General features: G+C 38.6%; 21 protein-coding genes and 2 pseudogenes. 3 read left to right on the top strand and 20 right to left on the bottom strand.

Annotation, left to right across the window (positions count from 1 at the left end; genetic code table 11):
• Positions 1-48: 48 nt before the first annotated feature.
• Complete coding sequence (locus tag AC2JBO_RS23870) at positions 49-327, bottom strand: ExbD/TolR family protein (RefSeq protein ID WP_496956119.1); 279 nt, start codon at positions 325-327, stop codon at positions 49-51.
• Positions 305-962, bottom strand: a pseudogene (locus AC2JBO_RS23865) (MotA/TolQ/ExbB proton channel family protein). Before AC2JBO_RS23865 ends, AC2JBO_RS23870 begins: the two are co-directional and overlap by 23 nt.
• 1,163 nt (positions 963-2,125) lie before the next feature.
• Between AC2JBO_RS23865 and msrB the strand changes: the two are divergent.
• Positions 2,126-2,620, top strand: a complete 495-nt coding sequence (msrB, locus tag AC2JBO_RS23860; protein ID WP_496956118.1) for a peptide-methionine (R)-S-oxide reductase MsrB — start codon at positions 2,126-2,128, stop codon at positions 2,618-2,620.
• Between the two features lie 397 nt (positions 2,621-3,017).
• Positions 3,018-4,394, top strand: a complete 1,377-nt coding sequence (locus tag AC2JBO_RS23855) for a dihydrolipoyl dehydrogenase family protein (RefSeq protein ID WP_496956117.1) — start codon at positions 3,018-3,020, stop codon at positions 4,392-4,394.
• A 63-nt stretch (positions 4,395-4,457) separates the two neighbouring features.
• Here AC2JBO_RS23855 and AC2JBO_RS23850 read toward each other — a convergent pair whose 3' ends face one another.
• The 11 genes and pseudogenes from AC2JBO_RS23850 to AC2JBO_RS23800 form a co-directional block, all read right to left on the bottom strand.
• Entirely contained in the window at positions 4,458-4,664 is a 207-nt protein-coding gene (locus tag AC2JBO_RS23850; protein WP_496956116.1) for a hypothetical protein, read from the bottom strand.
• Between the two features lie 247 nt (positions 4,665-4,911).
• On the bottom strand, positions 4,912-5,460 hold the full coding sequence (locus AC2JBO_RS23845) for a LysR family transcriptional regulator substrate-binding protein (protein WP_496956120.1): 549 nt from the start codon (positions 5,458-5,460) through the stop codon (positions 4,912-4,914).
• A gap of 39 nt (positions 5,461-5,499) precedes the next feature.
• Positions 5,500-6,216, bottom strand: a pseudogene (locus AC2JBO_RS23840) (molybdopterin-dependent oxidoreductase).
• 33 nt (positions 6,217-6,249) lie between these two features.
• Positions 6,250-6,852 (bottom strand): cytochrome b/b6 domain-containing protein, encoded by a 603-nt coding sequence (locus AC2JBO_RS23835; protein ID WP_496956115.1) that lies wholly within the window; start codon positions 6,850-6,852, stop codon positions 6,250-6,252.
• A 78-nt stretch (positions 6,853-6,930) separates the two neighbouring features.
• Positions 6,931-7,620, bottom strand: a complete 690-nt coding sequence (locus AC2JBO_RS23830) for a cytochrome c biogenesis CcdA family protein (protein WP_496956114.1) — start codon at positions 7,618-7,620, stop codon at positions 6,931-6,933.
• Between the two features lie 9 nt (positions 7,621-7,629).
• Positions 7,630-8,265 (bottom strand): thioredoxin family protein, encoded by a 636-nt coding sequence (locus tag AC2JBO_RS23825; protein ID WP_496956113.1) that lies wholly within the window; start codon positions 8,263-8,265, stop codon positions 7,630-7,632.
• 60 nt (positions 8,266-8,325) lie between these two features.
• On the bottom strand, positions 8,326-8,553 hold the full coding sequence (locus AC2JBO_RS23820) for a hypothetical protein (RefSeq protein ID WP_496956112.1): 228 nt from the start codon (positions 8,551-8,553) through the stop codon (positions 8,326-8,328).
• Positions 8,554-9,081: 528 nt separating this feature from the next.
• Complete coding sequence (locus AC2JBO_RS23815; protein WP_496956111.1) at positions 9,082-9,219, bottom strand: hypothetical protein; 138 nt, start codon at positions 9,217-9,219, stop codon at positions 9,082-9,084.
• Complete coding sequence (locus AC2JBO_RS23810) at positions 9,206-9,655, bottom strand: hypothetical protein (protein ID WP_496956110.1); 450 nt, start codon at positions 9,653-9,655, stop codon at positions 9,206-9,208. The genes AC2JBO_RS23815 and AC2JBO_RS23810 overlap by 14 nt, the downstream gene beginning before the upstream one ends.
• Positions 9,656-9,697: 42 nt before the next feature.
• Positions 9,698-10,348, bottom strand: coding sequence for an antibiotic biosynthesis monooxygenase family protein (locus tag AC2JBO_RS23805; RefSeq protein ID WP_496956109.1), 651 nt, complete (start codon positions 10,346-10,348; stop codon positions 9,698-9,700).
• A gap of 357 nt (positions 10,349-10,705) precedes the next feature.
• On the bottom strand, positions 10,706-11,608 hold the full coding sequence (locus AC2JBO_RS23800) for an AraC family transcriptional regulator (protein ID WP_496956108.1): 903 nt from the start codon (positions 11,606-11,608) through the stop codon (positions 10,706-10,708).
• A gap of 270 nt (positions 11,609-11,878) precedes the next feature.
• On the opposite strand from AC2JBO_RS23800, the gene AC2JBO_RS23795 reads away from it, so the two are divergent.
• Positions 11,879-12,235, top strand: a complete 357-nt coding sequence (locus AC2JBO_RS23795) for a hypothetical protein (protein WP_127082419.1) — start codon at positions 11,879-11,881, stop codon at positions 12,233-12,235.
• A 166-nt stretch (positions 12,236-12,401) separates the two neighbouring features.
• Here the strand turns inward: AC2JBO_RS23795 and AC2JBO_RS23790 are convergent, their stop codons facing one another.
• The 7 genes from AC2JBO_RS23790 to AC2JBO_RS23760 all read right to left on the bottom strand — a co-directional run bounded on the left by AC2JBO_RS23790 (position 12,402) and on the right by AC2JBO_RS23760 (position 17,477).
• Positions 12,402-13,169, bottom strand: a complete 768-nt coding sequence (locus AC2JBO_RS23790; RefSeq protein ID WP_496956107.1) for a superoxide dismutase — start codon at positions 13,167-13,169, stop codon at positions 12,402-12,404.
• A 384-nt stretch (positions 13,170-13,553) separates the two neighbouring features.
• Positions 13,554-14,195 carry a restriction endonuclease subunit R gene (locus AC2JBO_RS23785; RefSeq protein ID WP_496956106.1) on the bottom strand — a complete coding sequence of 214 codons (642 nt, stop codon included), beginning with the start codon at positions 14,193-14,195 and terminating at the stop codon, positions 13,554-13,556.
• Positions 14,196-14,395: 200 nt separating this feature from the next.
• Positions 14,396-14,629 (bottom strand): hypothetical protein, encoded by a 234-nt coding sequence (locus tag AC2JBO_RS23780; protein ID WP_496956105.1) that lies wholly within the window; start codon positions 14,627-14,629, stop codon positions 14,396-14,398.
• A 156-nt stretch (positions 14,630-14,785) separates the two neighbouring features.
• Positions 14,786-14,938: a hypothetical protein gene (locus tag AC2JBO_RS23775; protein ID WP_496956104.1), complete on the bottom strand. Its 153-nt coding sequence runs from the start codon at positions 14,936-14,938 to the stop codon at positions 14,786-14,788.
• 136 nt (positions 14,939-15,074) lie between these two features.
• Positions 15,075-15,389 (bottom strand): antibiotic biosynthesis monooxygenase family protein, encoded by a 315-nt coding sequence (locus AC2JBO_RS23770; protein ID WP_496956103.1) that lies wholly within the window; start codon positions 15,387-15,389, stop codon positions 15,075-15,077.
• Positions 15,390-15,426: 37 nt separating this feature from the next.
• Positions 15,427-16,074: a retron system putative HNH endonuclease gene (locus AC2JBO_RS23765; RefSeq protein ID WP_496956102.1), complete on the bottom strand. Its 648-nt coding sequence runs from the start codon at positions 16,072-16,074 to the stop codon at positions 15,427-15,429.
• Entirely contained in the window at positions 16,071-17,477 is a 1,407-nt protein-coding gene (locus tag AC2JBO_RS23760) for an AAA family ATPase (protein WP_496956101.1), read from the bottom strand. Before AC2JBO_RS23760 ends, AC2JBO_RS23765 begins: the two co-directional genes overlap by 4 nt.
• Positions 17,478-17,700 lie beyond the last annotated feature (223 nt).

The raw sequence follows: 17,700 nt of genomic DNA, 5'->3' as shown, positions 1-17,700 counted from the left end.
TTTCTACCATCTCAACTAGCTGGATTTGATAAAAGTCCAACTCACTCCTCATTCCTCCACCTTTGCTTTTATAGCAGTTTCTAAAACCTCGATTTTAATCGGTTCTTTGTTAAAAAACATTTCTCCTTTGGAATTGAGTGTTACCGTTACTTGTGCAGGACGTTCTGTTTTTGCAGTCGAGGCTTTAGGTAGATTAACAGGTAAACCTTGCGACCGCGTTAAAAATAATGTGGAAATAACAAAGAATGTCAGTAATGCGAACATTACATCAATTAAAGGAATAACATTCACGTCTACATGTCTTCTAGATTCTTGATTTAAGCACATCTTTCTCTCCTTGTTCGTAATGAATCCGATAAATAAGTTCCAACTGTCCACCATATTCTTGAACTTCTGAAATTTGGTCTTCAACAAATCCTCGAAACAGATTAGTTGGAACCAATGCAATTATCGCCACTACCATCCCGGTAGCAGTCGCAATCAACGCTTCACTTATACCCCCGGTAACTTGAGTTATTTTGGTTCCACCGATATCGCCCAAATTAACACCCGCGAAAGTAGTAATTAGACCAATGATTGTACCAAGTAAACCCAGCAGAGGTGCAAGACCAACGATGGTTTCCAAAATGCCATTAAACCGTTTGAATCTGCGAATTTCAGCGTGAGCTTCACTTTCAAGCGCTAAACGAAAATTATCTGGAGAGGGTCTGTTTAATTGAAACGCAGCTAAAAAAAATTCGAGCAATAGGTAAATCAACGTTTTGCTTTAGCGCTTCGATTGTACTTACTACATCATTCTGACGATAAAAATTTAATACACTACCCACAAACCGAGGTTGACGACGATATATACGATACCAAAACCGACCGCGTTCTACAATTAGTCCGATTGCAATAATGCTGCATATCAACAGTGGAACCATTATCGGTCCGCCTTCGGCAATAAAATTCTTTATTTCCATTTAATGTCTCTCCAGAAAAAGATTCACAACTTATTATCTCAGACCATCAGTTCACTTGCAATACACAACTGAAAATTATTGTCAACATTTTTTAATGCTTCAGATTACCTTAGATTAGGTATCTAGCTACAGCAAGCTATTTACTTTGTCCCAATAAAAAATGTGCCCTCATCAGAGTATAAATAAGAAATAGGGGCTTTTATTGAATCATCTTGATAGTAATATTTATTAATAGACTAACAAAGCCTAGAATCCAAACATTACGGAGAATATTTAGGAATATTCAATTGTTCACGATTACCTATGAGTAGCCTTCATGATAATATTATCATTAAACTGAATCAGCTTTGAACCTGACTGCCTGACAAAAGTCTGAAAAACCCAGTAAAATCAGGGAATTTAATAAAAAGGGTTAAGAGACATGAGATGGTAAAGTTACCACACTTTTACCAAGTGCATCATGTCGAACTCAACCCAACTCTATAGTCGAATGTCACTGACTTAAGCATTTTGAGGCGCCAACGCGCATTGGGTAGGGTGCTTTCACGCACCATTAATACTATTGTTCATAATAAATCTAAAATCGAACTAGACAAATTTTTTAAGATTAAAGTCAATTTTATTAACAATCTTTTTACGTTTTTTCAAAGGAGAATTTCCGTCTGTTTGCAGAAAATCGATACCCAAGCTTTCTTGTTAAACGTGCCCAAAAAGCTTTAGATGAGTTTATTGATATTCTCAAATCCGAAAGTGTTATCGTTACACAACCAGATTTAACAAATTTTTCTGTTCAATACAAAACACCGTATTGAAAATCAAAAGGCTTTTGTACCGCTTGTCCAAGAGATGGCTTTTTAGTGATTGGAAATGAGATTATAGAAACACCAAGGCTTTGGCGCTCACACTAGTTTGAGGGGTTTGAGCCAATACCCTGTTCATTCATGGACTTTGTTCCTTTTGGCGGCTCTTTTCATTGTACGACTTTAGATGTAAGGAGAAGAGGAGAGCTACAATCATATTTTTAAAAAATGGCTAAATTTGCTCTAAATTGCGATAAAATTTATCCTTTAAAACATATTATTAGAAAATTTTAATGATTTTATCAGGGTGATTTAAGGATAACATTTCATACTAGTTGCTAACATTGTTAGACAACAGGAACTATGAAAAAACGGTATTTTTTACAAGCTAGTGCAGCAATGGTTGGCACAGCATGGTTATCGCACTATTTTACAGGAAGGTCAAAAGTTATGAGAACTGCAAAGAATAAGTTTGAAATCACCAAAACTAATGAAGAATGGCGCCAAATTTTAACAGCCGAACAGTTTAGCGTGTTGCGTAAACATGGAACTGAAGCCCCTGGTAGTAGTCCTCTTGACAAACAATATAGTAAAGGTACTTATGCTTGTGCTGCCTGCAAATTACCACTTTTTACATCCAATACCAAATTCAACAGTCATACAGGATGGCCAAGTTTTTATCAACCTGTTGATGGAGCGATTGCTACAACTGTAGATAACTCTTTGTTTATGACCAGGGTTGAAGTACATTGTCGTCGCTGCGGTGGACATTTGGGTCATGTGTTTGATGATGGTCCTCTTCCTACGGGTAAGCGTTATTGTATGAATGGAGTGGCAATGAAGTTTACAGAAGCATGACTTAGCGGAATACACCAACGTGTTAATACTGATTTTCAACATCCACAATAAACATAGATTTCTGCCAATGATTTCTACACATCCAAAATATATTTTTATGATGATCGACACTGATAAAAACAAGCAGGAGAAATTTGACGACCCCATGACAGTTACCAGTGCTATGGTCGGTTCGTTAACCTGCTAGTTGCTATCTATATTTGATAGCTTGTAGGATTCAATTGCACGCAAAATTAATAGTATTCTTTGTAGTACTAATGTTTACATAAAAAATACCTTAATTTTTCAAACTTAGAGTTGCTGCTCCTTGACAAAAATGCAAAGATTTCTTTAGTTTTGGCATAGGCGAATAAAGCCTTTAGGGGATACAATTGCTCACTTATCTACAGAGGTAACAATGGAAACAGCAGATGTGATTGTGATTGGTAGCGGTCAGGGCGGAGTTCCATTTGCAGCTGACTTTGCATCATCGGGGCGGAAGGTCGTTCTGTTTGAGCGTGATGCATTGGGTGGCAGTTGTGTGAACTATGGTTGTACTCCGTCTAAAGCATTTTTAGCCGCCGCTCATAGTGCCGGTCGCGCTCGACAAGCCTCAAAGCTAGGGGTACACGCGCAGTTGAGAGTCGATTTTTCTGTAGTGATGGAGCGCACGCGCGCAATTCGTAGTCAATTTAACCAAGGTGTTAAACGGCGCCTAGAAGGTGCTGGAGTGAAAGTTGTGTGTGCTGAAGCCGTTTTCACTGGAGAGCGAACCGTAACAGGGGGTGGTGTGGCAGTCCAAGCTCCAATCGTTATTATCAACACCGGAACATCTTCTACCCTTCCTGATTTTCCCGGTTTAGGGGGAACGCCTTATTTAACAAACCGAAATTTCTTTGATCTACAGCAAATCCCGCCACGTTTACTCGTGATAGGGGGTGGCTATATTGCATTAGAGCTAGGACAGGGAATGGCGCGATTAGGAAGCCAAACCGAATTGATTGTGCGTGGCGATCGCTTGCTGGCTCAAGAAGAGTCTGATGTAAGTGCTGTGTTGAATGAGGCGTTTCGGCAAGATGGAATTGGGCTGCATTTCAACACGACTGTTCGGCAAGTAGCTTATGCCAACGGCGTGTTTACCCTAACGCTCAATAACAGTGAGACAATTGAAGGTGAAGCATTGCTGATTGCTATCGGACGCAACCCAAATACTCAGGCATTGAATTGTGCTGCAACAGGTGTTGAATTGGACGCACAAGGCTTTGTTAAAATCAATGATCAGTTCCAAACCACCTGCGCTGGTGTTTATGCCATTGGGGATGTAGCCAAGCAACCTGCTTTTACTCATGTTGCCTGGGAAGATTATCGCCGATTGAAAGCGATTCTATGTGGCGAACACCGGACGCGCCACGATCGAGTTCTCGGCTATGCCGTTTACACAGAACCGCAAGTGGGTCGGGTGGGCATGACCCTAGAGCAAGCTCAAAAACAGGGCATCACCGCGCGCGAAGTCACGTTACCGATGGCTCATATCGCACGTAGCATTGAGTGGGGACACGATCTGGGCTTTTATCGCATGGTGATCGACACGGACACGAACTTGATTTTAGGTGCAACACTAGTTGGATATGAAACGGCTGAACTAGTTCATGTCTTTTTGTCGCTGATGGAAGCGGGAGCAACATGGCAGGTACTCGAACAATCGGTTCATATTCATCCAACCTACGGTGAAGCATTGCCCAGTCTTGCGAGACTATTAGTTGGAGACAATATGCCTACCTGCCCCAACATGTAATAAGAAGCTACATTAACTGACTGTCTTTATTTTCTCTGGCGGTTTCTACTTCGTGAAAAAGGTCTACTGACCCTTCAACATTTCGATTTTTTGAGAAGAAGTTAAACCAGTTACATCTTTCATTTCCGAAGGTGATGCTTGTGCGGTCATAACTTTGGCTTCTTTTGCAAATGCCTCATTTGAATGAGGATTGATTATACTGAGGGAAGCACCACCAATAGTAACTAAACCTGTTAAAGCAGCAGTGGTCACGATTGTTTTGAGATTCATATTTTTGACTCCTTAGAAATTAATATTTGAACAACAAAAAGATGATAGTTGAAATAGTATTTGTTAGTACAAAGTAGATTCAGCCACTTTTAGTGTTGGTGGAATCTCTTTCCTCCGTTATTTATTAGTATTAGTCCCTTTGCTGAGATTTCGCTGAGAAACAATTGAGGAAAAGTTAAAAACTAAGTGCTGTTTTTCTCAGTATAGGTGTCGCTTATTACGTTGTGCATCACGTATTGCTACCTTTTTAATTGTGTTCTAACCAATTATGGCTGGCAGCAAACGCAGAAAAATTGTTAATTACCTCCGATTTGTAGTTAGTTCGCCACACTAAGCTAACTGTACGGTGCAAAGGTAAATCAGAAATAGGTATGTAGGTGATGCCAGGAATATCTTGCCACTCCGGCATAATCGCAACTCCCAATCCGGCGGCAATCAGCGAAATAACCCACTCTTCACGGTCAGCACGATAAACAATGTGCGGTTGAAGGGCTTTCGACTCAAATAACTGCCGTGTTTCTCCCCAAAGTTCACAGTGGATACGGTCAATATACGGTTGTCCCTCAAGCTCCATTAACCGTACCGTTCCCCGTTGAGCAAACGGATGATTGGCTGATACTGCCAAAGATCGCCGTTGCTGGAACAATGCCAATGATGTTTTTGTGTCAAGAGAATTATTTAATACAGTGATGCCTAAATCTATCTCACCTTGTTCTAACCACTTCCGCAGTTCTCCAACGGCGCCATCTAACAATTCAATTAGTACATTTGGATATTGAGCTTGAAACGCACTAATTAGACCCGCGAGACTAGCAATATTCTACCTTTGCTTAGATTACAAACCGGCAAACCACTCATAGCCCTGGTCTTCCCAGTAACCTTTAATAGGCAGCAAATCGTTAACCAGCTTAATCTGAGTTACCTATTTACTTTGCTTGTAGCCAAGTTTAATTGGCGATGCTAACCGTAGGGGGGCGCCATTATCAGTTGATAATGGTTCTCCATTCTTCTGATAAGCCATAAGTGTTTGGGGATGTACAGCAGAAGCGATATCCCAGCTAGAGTAATAGCCATCAGCAGATTTAAAATATACATAGCGGACACTTGACTTTGGTTGCGTCATTGCTACTAAATCCCGCAATCGCACACCTGCCCACTGAACGATAGCTGACCACCCTTCAACGCAGATATGACGAATTACCATCGAAGTCAAAGGAAGTTTTTGGATATCCGTCATGCTCAATTGCATCGGTTTGTTAACCTCACCATCAATTGTTAGACGAAACTGCACTGGGTCAATATTAGGGGTAAAGTCAAAGCTGTTAATTAACAGTTGCTGTGGTTCAATCGCGCTTTTGGGAAATTCCGGTACAGGTTTCTGACTTAGTAAAAGTGCTTCAAAGCTTTGGTTCAATGGCTCAGATATTTGCCCTACGGTATTTGAAAATAAACTAGAACTACAGCCACCTAAAACTAAACCTATTCCAGAAAATCCAGATAATTGCAATAACTGGCGGCGAGATAGGGTATGTTTGGGAAGAATTAAACTCATAGACTATTTTGGATTGATAAATACTTGTAACTTTTAAATAAACATAGACTTAATTAAACGGAAACTTCCCACTTTTAAGGCAAGTAATGAGTGAATTAATGTAAATAGTAAAACTGTGGGAACGGTTAAAAAGTGGACGGTGCGTAAAGTCTGCCAACTACCAAAAAGTCCAGAAATCCAATATAGTTGAGCAGGTTTGTACATGGCAAGACCACTTAATATTGCTAGCAGCAATACTGGGATAATAGCAGTGTAAATTAACCGATGCCATGCGTAGTTTTTTAGTTTTGAGTTTTGACTTACTTGTAATGCTTTCAAGTCACTGCTACTTGCAAAGCGACGAGAAAAACGGCGGGTAAGAAAAATATAGAATCCATACCACAGCAAGTTCAAGGAAAAGAGCCACATAGCAGCAAAATGCCAGTCTCTACCACCTGCTAGCCAACCTCCAAGTAATAAAAAGTCAGGAAAGTGCCAACCCTCACGTCCACCAAACATTGGGTTTGCATTATAGATTTGCAGCCCGCTAGTAATCATTAAGACCAAGCTAATAATATTAACCCAGTGAAAGATTTTTGCTAAGAAAGTCTGGTTTGGAGTTGAGGGGCTTTTGCGTTTAGAATGTGATAAGGTCATTCGATTTTGGATTTTACTGCGTATATGAATGGATTTTGGATTTTGCTACGTACATGAATGGATTTTGATTGTTTGAGGTCATAACGCTAGATTTGGAAAAAGAGGAGCAAGCCAAAGCTGTACTTGGACATCCCATCCCAGAATAATCGCAATTGCTGTTGCTACAATTATTACACCACCCACACGCTGCAATGCTGCACTACGCTCCCGTAGCTGAAGTAATTGCCGACTCATTACCCGACCACCAAATGCAATAGCCAACAGGGGTAAAGCAGCTCCGACTCCATAAGTAACCAGCAGCCCAAAGGAAGAAGCAACTTGATGCTTAACTGCTGCTAATACTAAAATTCCTCCCAAAACAGGTCCAGCACAGGGAGTCCACAACAGTCCTAGCTGGGCGCCAAGCAAAAATTCTCCCCAAAGTCCTATTCTGACGGGTTCTTTAGTCCATTTATAAATGGGGAAGTAGCTGAAAAATCGGTAACTCCAGGTAGGAAAAATTGCCAGTAATCCTAAAAATAAAAGCAATGCAATCGCCACCTGACGTAAAATGTTAGTCAGTCCAGTCAGCCAGCTTGCTGTCACCCCAAGCAAACTACCTGCCACAGCAAACCCACTAATTAATCCGAATACTAACGCGACTGGTCCAAATCGATGAGATTGAAGCGAGCGCCCGAGTAAAACAGGTAAAACAGGTAAAATACAGGGTGAAAGTACGGTTAAAAATCCGGATAATAAGGCAAGCCCTACTGATATCGAAGCTACCATAAATCCTTTTTAACCTAGTAGCTGGCGAATAATCTGCTCTGTTTTTTCGTAGGCGCCTTCCCCAATATGGTCGTAGTGCAATACACCTTGACGGTCAAAAAGAAATAAGTGCGGCCAGTATTGATTTTCGTAAGCATTCCAGGTTTTGAATTCGTTATCAACGGCAACTGGGTAAGTAATTTTATGCTGCTGTAGTGCCTTTTTTATGTTGTTAATATCTCGCTCAAAGGCAAATTCTGCTGTATGAACCCCAATTACTTTGAGTCCTTGGGCTGCATACGAATGATGCCATTTAGTAATGTATGGTAGTGTACGCTGACAATTAATACACGCAAAAGTCCAAAACTGCACCAGTACAACACTGCCTTTTAGATCGGCTATAGTCAGAGGAGCAGAATTGAGCCACTCGCTAATACCTTGAAATGGTATCAAATTTTTACCTTTGTCTGGCTGGGATGCGATGCTAAGGGCTTCCGCTTTCTTTGGCATTGTGGTTGCTTCTATATTGTTAGGGTTAGCAGCATCTGGGGAAAAGCTATTCACTTTTCTGAATTGTGGCAAAGCTATTTTGGTTGCAGTGACTCCTAAAACTCCCATCCCAAAGTAAAAAAGTAACTGGCGCCGTTGAAACAGGTTTTTATTCATTAAACTTTACGGAATAGAGTTTAGGGTGTGTGAGGAAATACACGGAGTTGAAACTAGCTATTAAGGTTTGCTGGGTGAGGGTGATGCTTTCATAGCGTCGCCAGCTTTATCCTTACTCATAGCATCGCCAGCTTTATCCTTACTCATAGCGTCGCCAGCTTTATCCTTACTCATAGCAGGAGAGACTTCAGGAGAAATCTGATTATTGCTTGCTTTTGTGCCAGAACAAGCACTAAGACCAACAGTTAACGCCAAGCCAGCAATTAAACAAAGTATTCTTGAGTTCATGGTCTTTTTTCTTCCTTTAAATAATTGTTTGTGCATGAATTTGTATATAAAATTATAAACAGATTCACTTTAATGGGAGTATCCCAAACTGTGAGAAAAGTAATGCTTATCAACACTTATTTCTTTTAAAGCAGGTTTCATTCATTACTTTTTATTTAGAATTATCCAATTGATTCAAGTATTTCATTCTTTGCTTAAAATTTTCTGAGAGACAAACATAATCTTTATAAATTTATACTTTAAAAAAATTCAGCTTCAACTCAGCATTTTCTCAGATATAAGTAGTTATAGCAATACTGCTCGGTTAAGGATATAAAGTAGGCTGAAACCCTTGATATTCCGTTGTCTATCACGCGAAAAAAAGCTTAACCGAGCAGTATTGGTAGTTATAGCGGTTCTTAATCACATGAGGTACAGATTTAAATAGTAAATTTCTTGTGGAGCGGACATTCCTGCCCGCCCTTATGTACTTCATTAGAATAGGAAGCGCTATATGCAGGAATAAACACCTAATACTTTTAATTATAACTATTCGATTTCCCAGATTTCTAGCGTACCTAGGCGCCCACGAAAATTTACCTGTTTTTGATCAAATTGTTTTCCGTTAATAGTGTACTTAAATGGAATAGCACCACCAAACTTGAGTGTACGTCTAATAACAGCCATTTCTGGGCCAAGTCTTTCGATAGAAGCTAAACGTGTAGGTAATGGCAACTTTTTGGGTGTATCGTACTACAATTGATTGAAAGTAGTCTTGATAAAACCAAGCAAGCACGAGTTCTAGAACAACCAGAAAGGTTCCAATTGGCAATCCTTCAGGGTTGATAAATAAATGCATACAAAATATGACAGCAATAATAGGAGCAAGCAAGATAAGCGCTAAAGGAATATACACATTTGCGCTTAAAAATCCACCAGAAACTAACTGAGTAGCTTTCATCAACTGCCATAGAAAGCCAGAATCTTGAAGAGCAGTCGTAAAAGCAGAAGCGCGTTCTGTCATAGGAAAGGGTGGCAAGAAATTTAAGAAGCCATCCAACCCAGCAATAATGAAAAACAAACCCATTACAACTCTTAAAACTATAACTAGAATTTTCTTCATAACAAATCCTAAAATTTCTCTTTGCTTTACTTACCCTGGAAATCAAATTAATACAGCCTGTGCATTTACAATAAAGTTAAGTTCATAAAAATGAAAATCGACTCGCTCAATTAAATCTTTGGCGCCAACAGTCCAATCAATGTTTTTAACCGAAACATCATAATTATCCTGGTTACTCCACTGTGAGTAATTAACAATCCGAATACCATCAATACTACGAAGCCACACTGTTGAAAGATTACCTGCTGCTTGTAACATTTTGGGAGCAATAACATGCATTAATTTTTCTAGCAGCAGCTGTTGATTCTCTAATGCTACATGTATTACATCAATTTGGGTGATGGTATTGCTGCGTGCTTGAGTTATGGTTGGTTGTTCTCGTGCTGATGCAACCTCGTAGTAACGCAAATCCATATTCACACCAAGCTCTTGATAGCTAGCAAAAGCACCAGAAATATCTGGATTTTTATGTATTGCTCTACTCGCTTCAACACTGGTCCAATGCACATAGTTAACTACCCTAGTACCATCTAAACTACGATAGGCTTTAGCTGAGATAAAACCGAGTTGCTTACTTACCAACTTGTCTGCATGAAGCTTTAATCTATCTATTAGTGCTTGTTGTTTAGCTGGTTCGACTGTAAAAACATTTATAAAAGTCACAGCATCGCTACTTACATCAATAGTCGTCATTAGTATTCCTCCAAACTACAACACATTCAATACTGCTCGGTTAAGGAGATAACGTAGGCTGAAACCCTTATAATATCGTTGTTTATAATGCCGAAAAAAGCTTAACCGAGCAGTATTGACAACACATTGAGGTTCATAGCACACATCGCAATGCAAACCATTACCTCAATGCAGCAATACGTAGAGTGTAGCGATACCCAAAGATGAAAGCTTGACTAGTTTTGCTCAAACTGTGCAAATCTTGCTAAAGTCTTGTTTATACAGTAAATGTCAGGTACATGAAGTACATTTATAATGCCCGAAACCTTGTAGAGACGCAATTTAATCGCGTCTCTACGAAAATTGATGAACGTATTATTATAATTGTGAATTTCTAAATATCTTAGGTGTTACACCAACAGACTTATGAAAAAGTCTGGTAAATGAACTATGACTGTTAAAGCCGACTTCAAAAGCAATTTCTGTAATTGTTAACTTACTCTTAAGCAACAACTGTTTGGCTCGCTCAACACGACACTGAGTAACATACTGGTGTGGAGCAAGACCCATTGATTGTTTAAATAAACGACAAAAATGATACTGACTTATATTCAGTACTTCTGCAATGTCTGACAAAGTTGTATCTTGACCAAGGTGGTCGTTAATATAATCCAAAACTTTTTTTAATTGGGATTTAGATAAACCACTGTTTATATCGGCTGTCAGTTTTGGTAACCATACTGAATAATTTTTGAGTAAGTGGACGATTAGTGCAGTTGTTAAGGATTCACCAAATAATTTACCAGCTGGATGTCCTGTTTTTACATCGTTTTTGAGCGCAAGTCCAACCTGCTGAATAAATGGATCAATTAAAGCTAACTGTGGAATGAGTTCAATTTGCTTGACTTGAAAAGATTTGTATGCTATGGATTCAAATGACTTGGCAGACAAACCCAACAAAGAGAATTCCCCCGCTTCGTGCCAGATACCTGAATAACTGACTCCAGCAGGAATAAGCAGTATCTCATTAGGTTTACAATAATTTGTTTGAAGCTGACTATTTAAACAATGCTTTGACTCAAACGAATGTTCGATACTTGTAATGCCTATAAGATGCTGAATCCACTGATGCTCTGGACTTTCATGAGCGGGATGATGATAATGGGCAAAAAACATGCCATCCCAAGACGACTTCTCGCTTGAAAGGATAGGATGATGTTTCAAAACGGGGTTAGGCTGTTCAGCCAAATTGACAATTGGCAGTTCATCCTTCTTAAGCATAATGCGCGCTAGATGAACAACAAGTATATTTTAGCTTGACTTTATCGATTTTTTATATTGGGCTAGTGATTTCAATCAAAATTCCATTTAAATCACGCACGCAACCTAATATATCCTCGTAAAATATTAAAAACACAGAGTACGCATTCTAAAAACAGCAATAGTAAATCACTACTAAAAACGGAGTAAAACCCGCTCTATATAAAACTCCCAACTCTTTTACTAAGACATTAAAATAGTATTATAAGAAGTAAAAAACTTTGTATAGATATGAAAATACAGTCTTCAGTATTAGTCCATCTTGGGTTTGGTAAATATGTGCGTTCCGACCAAGTGACAGCAGTAGTACCTATTGAAGAAGACCGAGGTCCAGGGCGCCGGACGTTTGTATACTTAGAAGGTGACGATGACCCCATAATTGCTTCAAGAGCAGAAGATACGATAGTACGTGACTTAGTGCAAGAACCGCGCGAAGTTACCCAAGCAAGACAACAGCAAGAAATCCTTCAAGATTTACTCGTCGATTTAAATAATGTAAACTCAACAGTTAGACGCATCAGTCGTGACGAAGGTAGCTTAGACCTAGACTTACTCGAACGACGCATTCGACAAGTATTAGAAAAGTAATTTAAATCAGCAGGAGTGGCACCACTCCTGCTTTTTTATACCATAGCCAAAAATATAAAGGCGACTTTTACTCAATATAAATACTGAAATCGCCTGAAATCCCATAACTTTGATACAGGCGCCGCTCATTTGACAACCACTGGTTGTCAATTTTATATTTTGTGAACTATGCTTGTGAACTCGAAGCTTGCGCGCGTTTGTTCACCTCATCCCAATTTACAACATTCCACCAATTCGCTAAATAGTCTGCACGACGGTTTTGGTATTTTAAGTAGTAAGCATGTTCCCAAACATCATTACCCATAATTGGATACAAACCATCTGTGATAGGACTATCCTGGTTTGGAGTATTAGCAATTTTGAGTTGACCTTGTGTGTCACGTACTAACCAAACCCATCCACTGCCAAAACGTTGTCCACCAGCAGCATTAAACTGTGTTTTAAAGTTATCAAAGCTACCGAAAGCTTTGTTAATTTCTTGGGCAATATTACCAGTTGGTTGACCTCCCCCTTTAGGACTCATAATTTGCCAGAACATAGAATGGTTAAGATGACCACCACCGTTGTTACGTATGGTGTTACGAATATCTTCGGGGACACTGTTTAGGTCACGTAGCATTGCTTCTATAGTTTTACCTTGTAGTTCTGGATGCTTCTTCAAGGCATTATTCAAATTATCAACATATGTTTTATGATGCTTATCGTGGTGCAGTTTCATCGTTTCTGCATCAATTGCTTTTTCAAGTGCATCATAAGCGTATGGTAGTGGAGGTAGCTGTGCAGGGTTAGCAGACAACCCTTGTACAGATTGTACTGCCATTTCTTGGGATACTGGTGCAGGCGCCGCAGCAAGTTGTTTTGGTAGACAAACAGTTACAACCAGAAGTATTGCTACAAAAAACAAAGTTGCTGGTTTTCTGAAAATTGAAATCATTGGATATATACCCTAGTCATTGACAAATGTAATATTGTTTATCAATAATCATACGAGTATTCAATGTAATTCTTTTCAACGACAATTAAAATCATTCTTATGGTATAAAATGTAATCATGATAAATTCAATACCAATCTAAAATTATACAAGTAAAGTCTGTTTATCCCAGCTAATTTAGATTAATTCCCAAAAAAATCATCAATAACTAGTATTAAAATTTACCTAATATTTATCTACAGTGTAGTTTTTACCATTAACTTGAAGTTTTATCAGCTTACGTCTTTAGATAGATGCGAACAAATTAAAGGGCACCTAAATTATGGTGCCCTTTAAATGTGATAATTGAAGCAATGAAACTTACAATTCAAGACCTCTGTACACATTATTCACTAATTATCGACGGTGCCGTAAACAATTGGCTTATACGTTTTAAAATTCTTAAGACAGTATATAAGTCATTACCGCGTCTAATGGTAAATTCATCGGATAAAGCATAAATTGGCGTTTCTTGCTGAATTAATTTGATAAAAATAAAACTACCACCGTTTGTGACTAAACCAAGTAGATTTTTATTACTTTTTAAACTAGCTAGCATATATGATAAAGCTTGCGGGATGCCTACTTCTAAAGAAAATCCTGCTTGTTTAGACTCAATAACAAGAACCCATAATTCATCTTGTAATACTAAAACATCGATTTTCCCTCGAATAGTGACTTCTCCATCTTGGGCAGTAATTTCAACTGATTCCTCACTGTCTGTATAAAATGGTTCTAAGTAAAAGCCTGCACAACTTAATAAAGGTGACAATACTGCCATCTTGACCATGTTTTCAAGCATAGGACGTTTAACTAAGTTTAAATAACTTGCTTTTACTCTATCTAATTCCTGCTTTTCGTAGTCTGTAAGCTCTGGTAAGTCCTGTTGCCATTCATTAAACCACTGTGGAGAATTTGCAAGCTTGAGATTAAACTTTTTCTCTAAATCGTATAACTTGACTTTTTCAGATTGAATTACTGTTACCATCTTAACACCTCTTAAGTGTATTTAAGTTGCTTTTAATCAAAGATATTATATCAAATTAGGTACATACACATTGTAAAAGCAATTAAAAATTCAAAAAATGAACTTTTAAAGCTCTCAAATCATCCAGGTGTAACAAAAATTTATAAAAAATAAGGGTAAAAGTATTTCTACTTACCCTAAACATAAGAAATAGTGTTTTTTTAATTTGACGTGGCGAATCTGATAATTAATTCCTCGCGAGATAATTGCATTAACACAGGGGTAAATTCAGATGGAGATAATGCTAAGATGGACGGAATAATTGCTTCTAACTCTGGGTCTAACGAACCAAAGCGAAACAAGAGCAAGTTTTCCACAACAGAGCGTTGCCCTAGCTCCTTACCGCGCTCTACGGTTTCCTGTTCCCACTCTAAGTAAGCTTGGGATAAGTTCATAAGTAATTCTTCTCTATCTTCATTATCATTCTCTGGGCTTATTCCTATATTATATTAAGCTTCCAAGTGTAAAGTAATGATAAAATCTTGGAACGTTTGGCATTACCTTTTGGCAAAGCTACCACATCTTCAACAGCTTGCTTTTGAGTTAAGCCTTTACCCAAAATTCAAGGGCCAAAGTGTTTCGGGAATACGCTTTAATCTGTCAATAGCAACAACAAGAGTCAAAAGTACCTCTCCCCAAAGATAAATACCGTCTGGCCAAGTTTCGTCTCTATGAGCAGGCAGTTTAGTTAACAGTTCAAGCATTTTTCCACATCAAGTTTCACAGGCGCCTATTCCATGCAAAAATCATTGATATCTTGATTTCATATATAAACTGACTTGAACACTACTAAAATTATCCGTTACATCCGTTGTATCCGTTGCCAGTTATAATCCGTTGCTAATAGTCTGGATTTTTGGTTTTACTTTCTACGAGTTGAAAATGTTCTACAGTGGGGAAGGGGTCGTAGAAGTGGTGTAATATTTTTTTCCACTGTTGGTATTTGGGGGACTCTCGAAAACCAGAAGTGTGTGATTCTAAGGTTTCCCATTTTACAAGTAATAGATATTTACCTTTGACTTCCATACAGCGGTGAAGTTCATGAGATAAATATCCATCACATAGTGATATAATCTTAGATGCTTGTTTGAATGCTGATTCAAACTTATCTTCCATTCCAGTTTTTACTTGCAGCATTACCGCTTCTAGAATCATACATCATATCCCCAACTAAGTTGCACAGGCACCTCTTTTATAGCACAAAATATTGCTGTAATATATAGACAATTACATCACAAAACGGAGTCAGGCGCCCGGTGTTATCAGGTTTTTGAAACCCTTGAATAAGCTGCTGTATTTCTGTATCCTCTAACCCTTCACCTACCTGAAGTGCAGTATCAATAGCTGTTCTACGTAGTCTCCTCAATTTATCTATATCAAGTGCAAGCTTATTTATAGTCGTTTGAGCAGCATCTTGCTTTGTTCCATCCACAGGTGTAATTTGTCCTGACCCAGAATATTTGAAGTAAGTCTCACAGTTAGAGTCTAACGGAGATACCATTAACTCCTCATCATACCAGGCGCCTTTTTTATGTCCACAGTGTACAGGTGTTCGGGGTTTTCTCTCGTCTTCACCTTGACAAGATGCAATCAAGTTTGTGTATTCAAAAGTCAGATTCTTATAAACACTTTTAGGACGAAAGTGTTCAATATGGCAATTAGTACGGATAATTGGACGACTACAGTAAGCACAAATAAATCCTTGTTCTTTGAGCAAAGATTCGTAAACATCGCTTTTAACTGATTTAGTAAACGATTTCCAATCTTTGATTCTACCACCCAGCCTTTGATTCCACTCAGTTAAGCTGCGTGGTTCTTGATTCTTTTGAATATGTTTCATCGATTTAAAATTTCCTTACGTCGGATAAGTACATCAGCACGTACAAATTCGGGGTCATCTTCACCAATTTCACTTGCAAGATTTTGACGCAATTGTTTTGCAGTATCGAGATGACCCTGTTCAATTAATTTGAATAAATCGCTCAAACCGTTTTTAATTTGCTGTGGACGTTCGGAAACATCCATCAAATCTTCCAATATTTGATTACTATCACGACCAAAGGAACTTTCCGGTTGTTCAAGCACAACTCCATCTGGTGTTGCAATAACAACATAGATGTTATCGGGTTTAACGTGACTGACTATTTGTGGGGAATGGGTAGAAACAATAAATTGGCAGTTGGGAAAAGTCCGTGTGAGTCCGGGAATAATTTCACGTTGCCATTTGGGATGCAGATGCAGTTCAATTTCATCTATTAGCACAATACCACTACCTGTAAGTGGGTTGTCTAAATAAGGGTTTGCGGTTGCGAGTCGTCTTGCTAAGTCCCCAACCAAAGCTAACAGACATTTTTCTCCGTCCGAAAGTTGGTTAACGATAAGTTCATTACCATTTTTCTGAACTAGCATTTGTAAAGACGAACGAATCACGCGCAAGTTGCTAAAATCAGGTTGTAACGAAGAAATTGCGTTGCGTGCAGCTTCTAACTGTTGATCTCGGTAGTTAGGTTGGTCACGTCGCAGTTCGTTTTCAAGGTCTTCACGGTTTCTGAACCATTCAAAAAATCCTTTAAAGTCTATTCTTCCTCCAGTTAACGCTTGGTCATATGCATTAACTTGAGCAAATATATTACTATCTTGATTTATTTCGAGCGGCATTTCTAGAACTGCGCGGTTAACAGGGTAAGATACAGCAATAGGTAAATTAACGTTTTCTGTAGATAGCTTTGTAACTAACTCATCTGTATAAGCTTGTAAACTAGGCAACATTTGATTATTACCTTCATCCATCATATCAAGCGCAACAGTTACAGCTTGAATTGCTTTAGTTAAATCACCACGTTTCTGACTTAACGCTTGCAGTTGTTCATCATTAACATCATATAATATAGACTTGATAGCCTCCAAACGTTTCATTCCTGTACTTCTAACATCGCGAACAGAGGAAACACGTTCTTTTTGTAGTGACCAAGTAATTTCGCGCGCGTCATCAACAGATACAGTAATACTACATTCTAATGAGGAGCGCCCCTTCATAATATCCTGTTCATCGAAAAAACGCATTGCTAAAGAATCTTGTAACCTGCCAGTAAACTGCGATAATAAAATAGTCAAACAATCAAGAATACTCGACTTACCTACACCGTTAACACCAATTAGAATCGTTGGCTCATTGGAATTAAAATCAAACGTTAAATCGCTTAAACCACGGAAATTCTGAATTGTCAAGCGCCTGATTTTCATGCTAAGTATATATAACTATATAAAAGATACAAATTTAAACAAACAGTACTGATACCTGTCACTTCTATATTAGAATGTTTTCAAACTTTTGTTGGCACCGTTGGGAAGAATTATATGGTATGCGTTACGGACTATGATGTGAACCAAGGTTCACATTTACATTTATTCACAATTTATTATATAACGTTGGAGGCACATTTCCGACATAAAACCAGTCCGGCGC

Source organism: Calothrix sp. CBUCES-K 9914, from assembly GCF_059640475.1.
The sequence above is the reverse complement of the archived record's forward strand: the minus strand, read 5'-3'. Positions and strand labels throughout refer to the sequence as shown.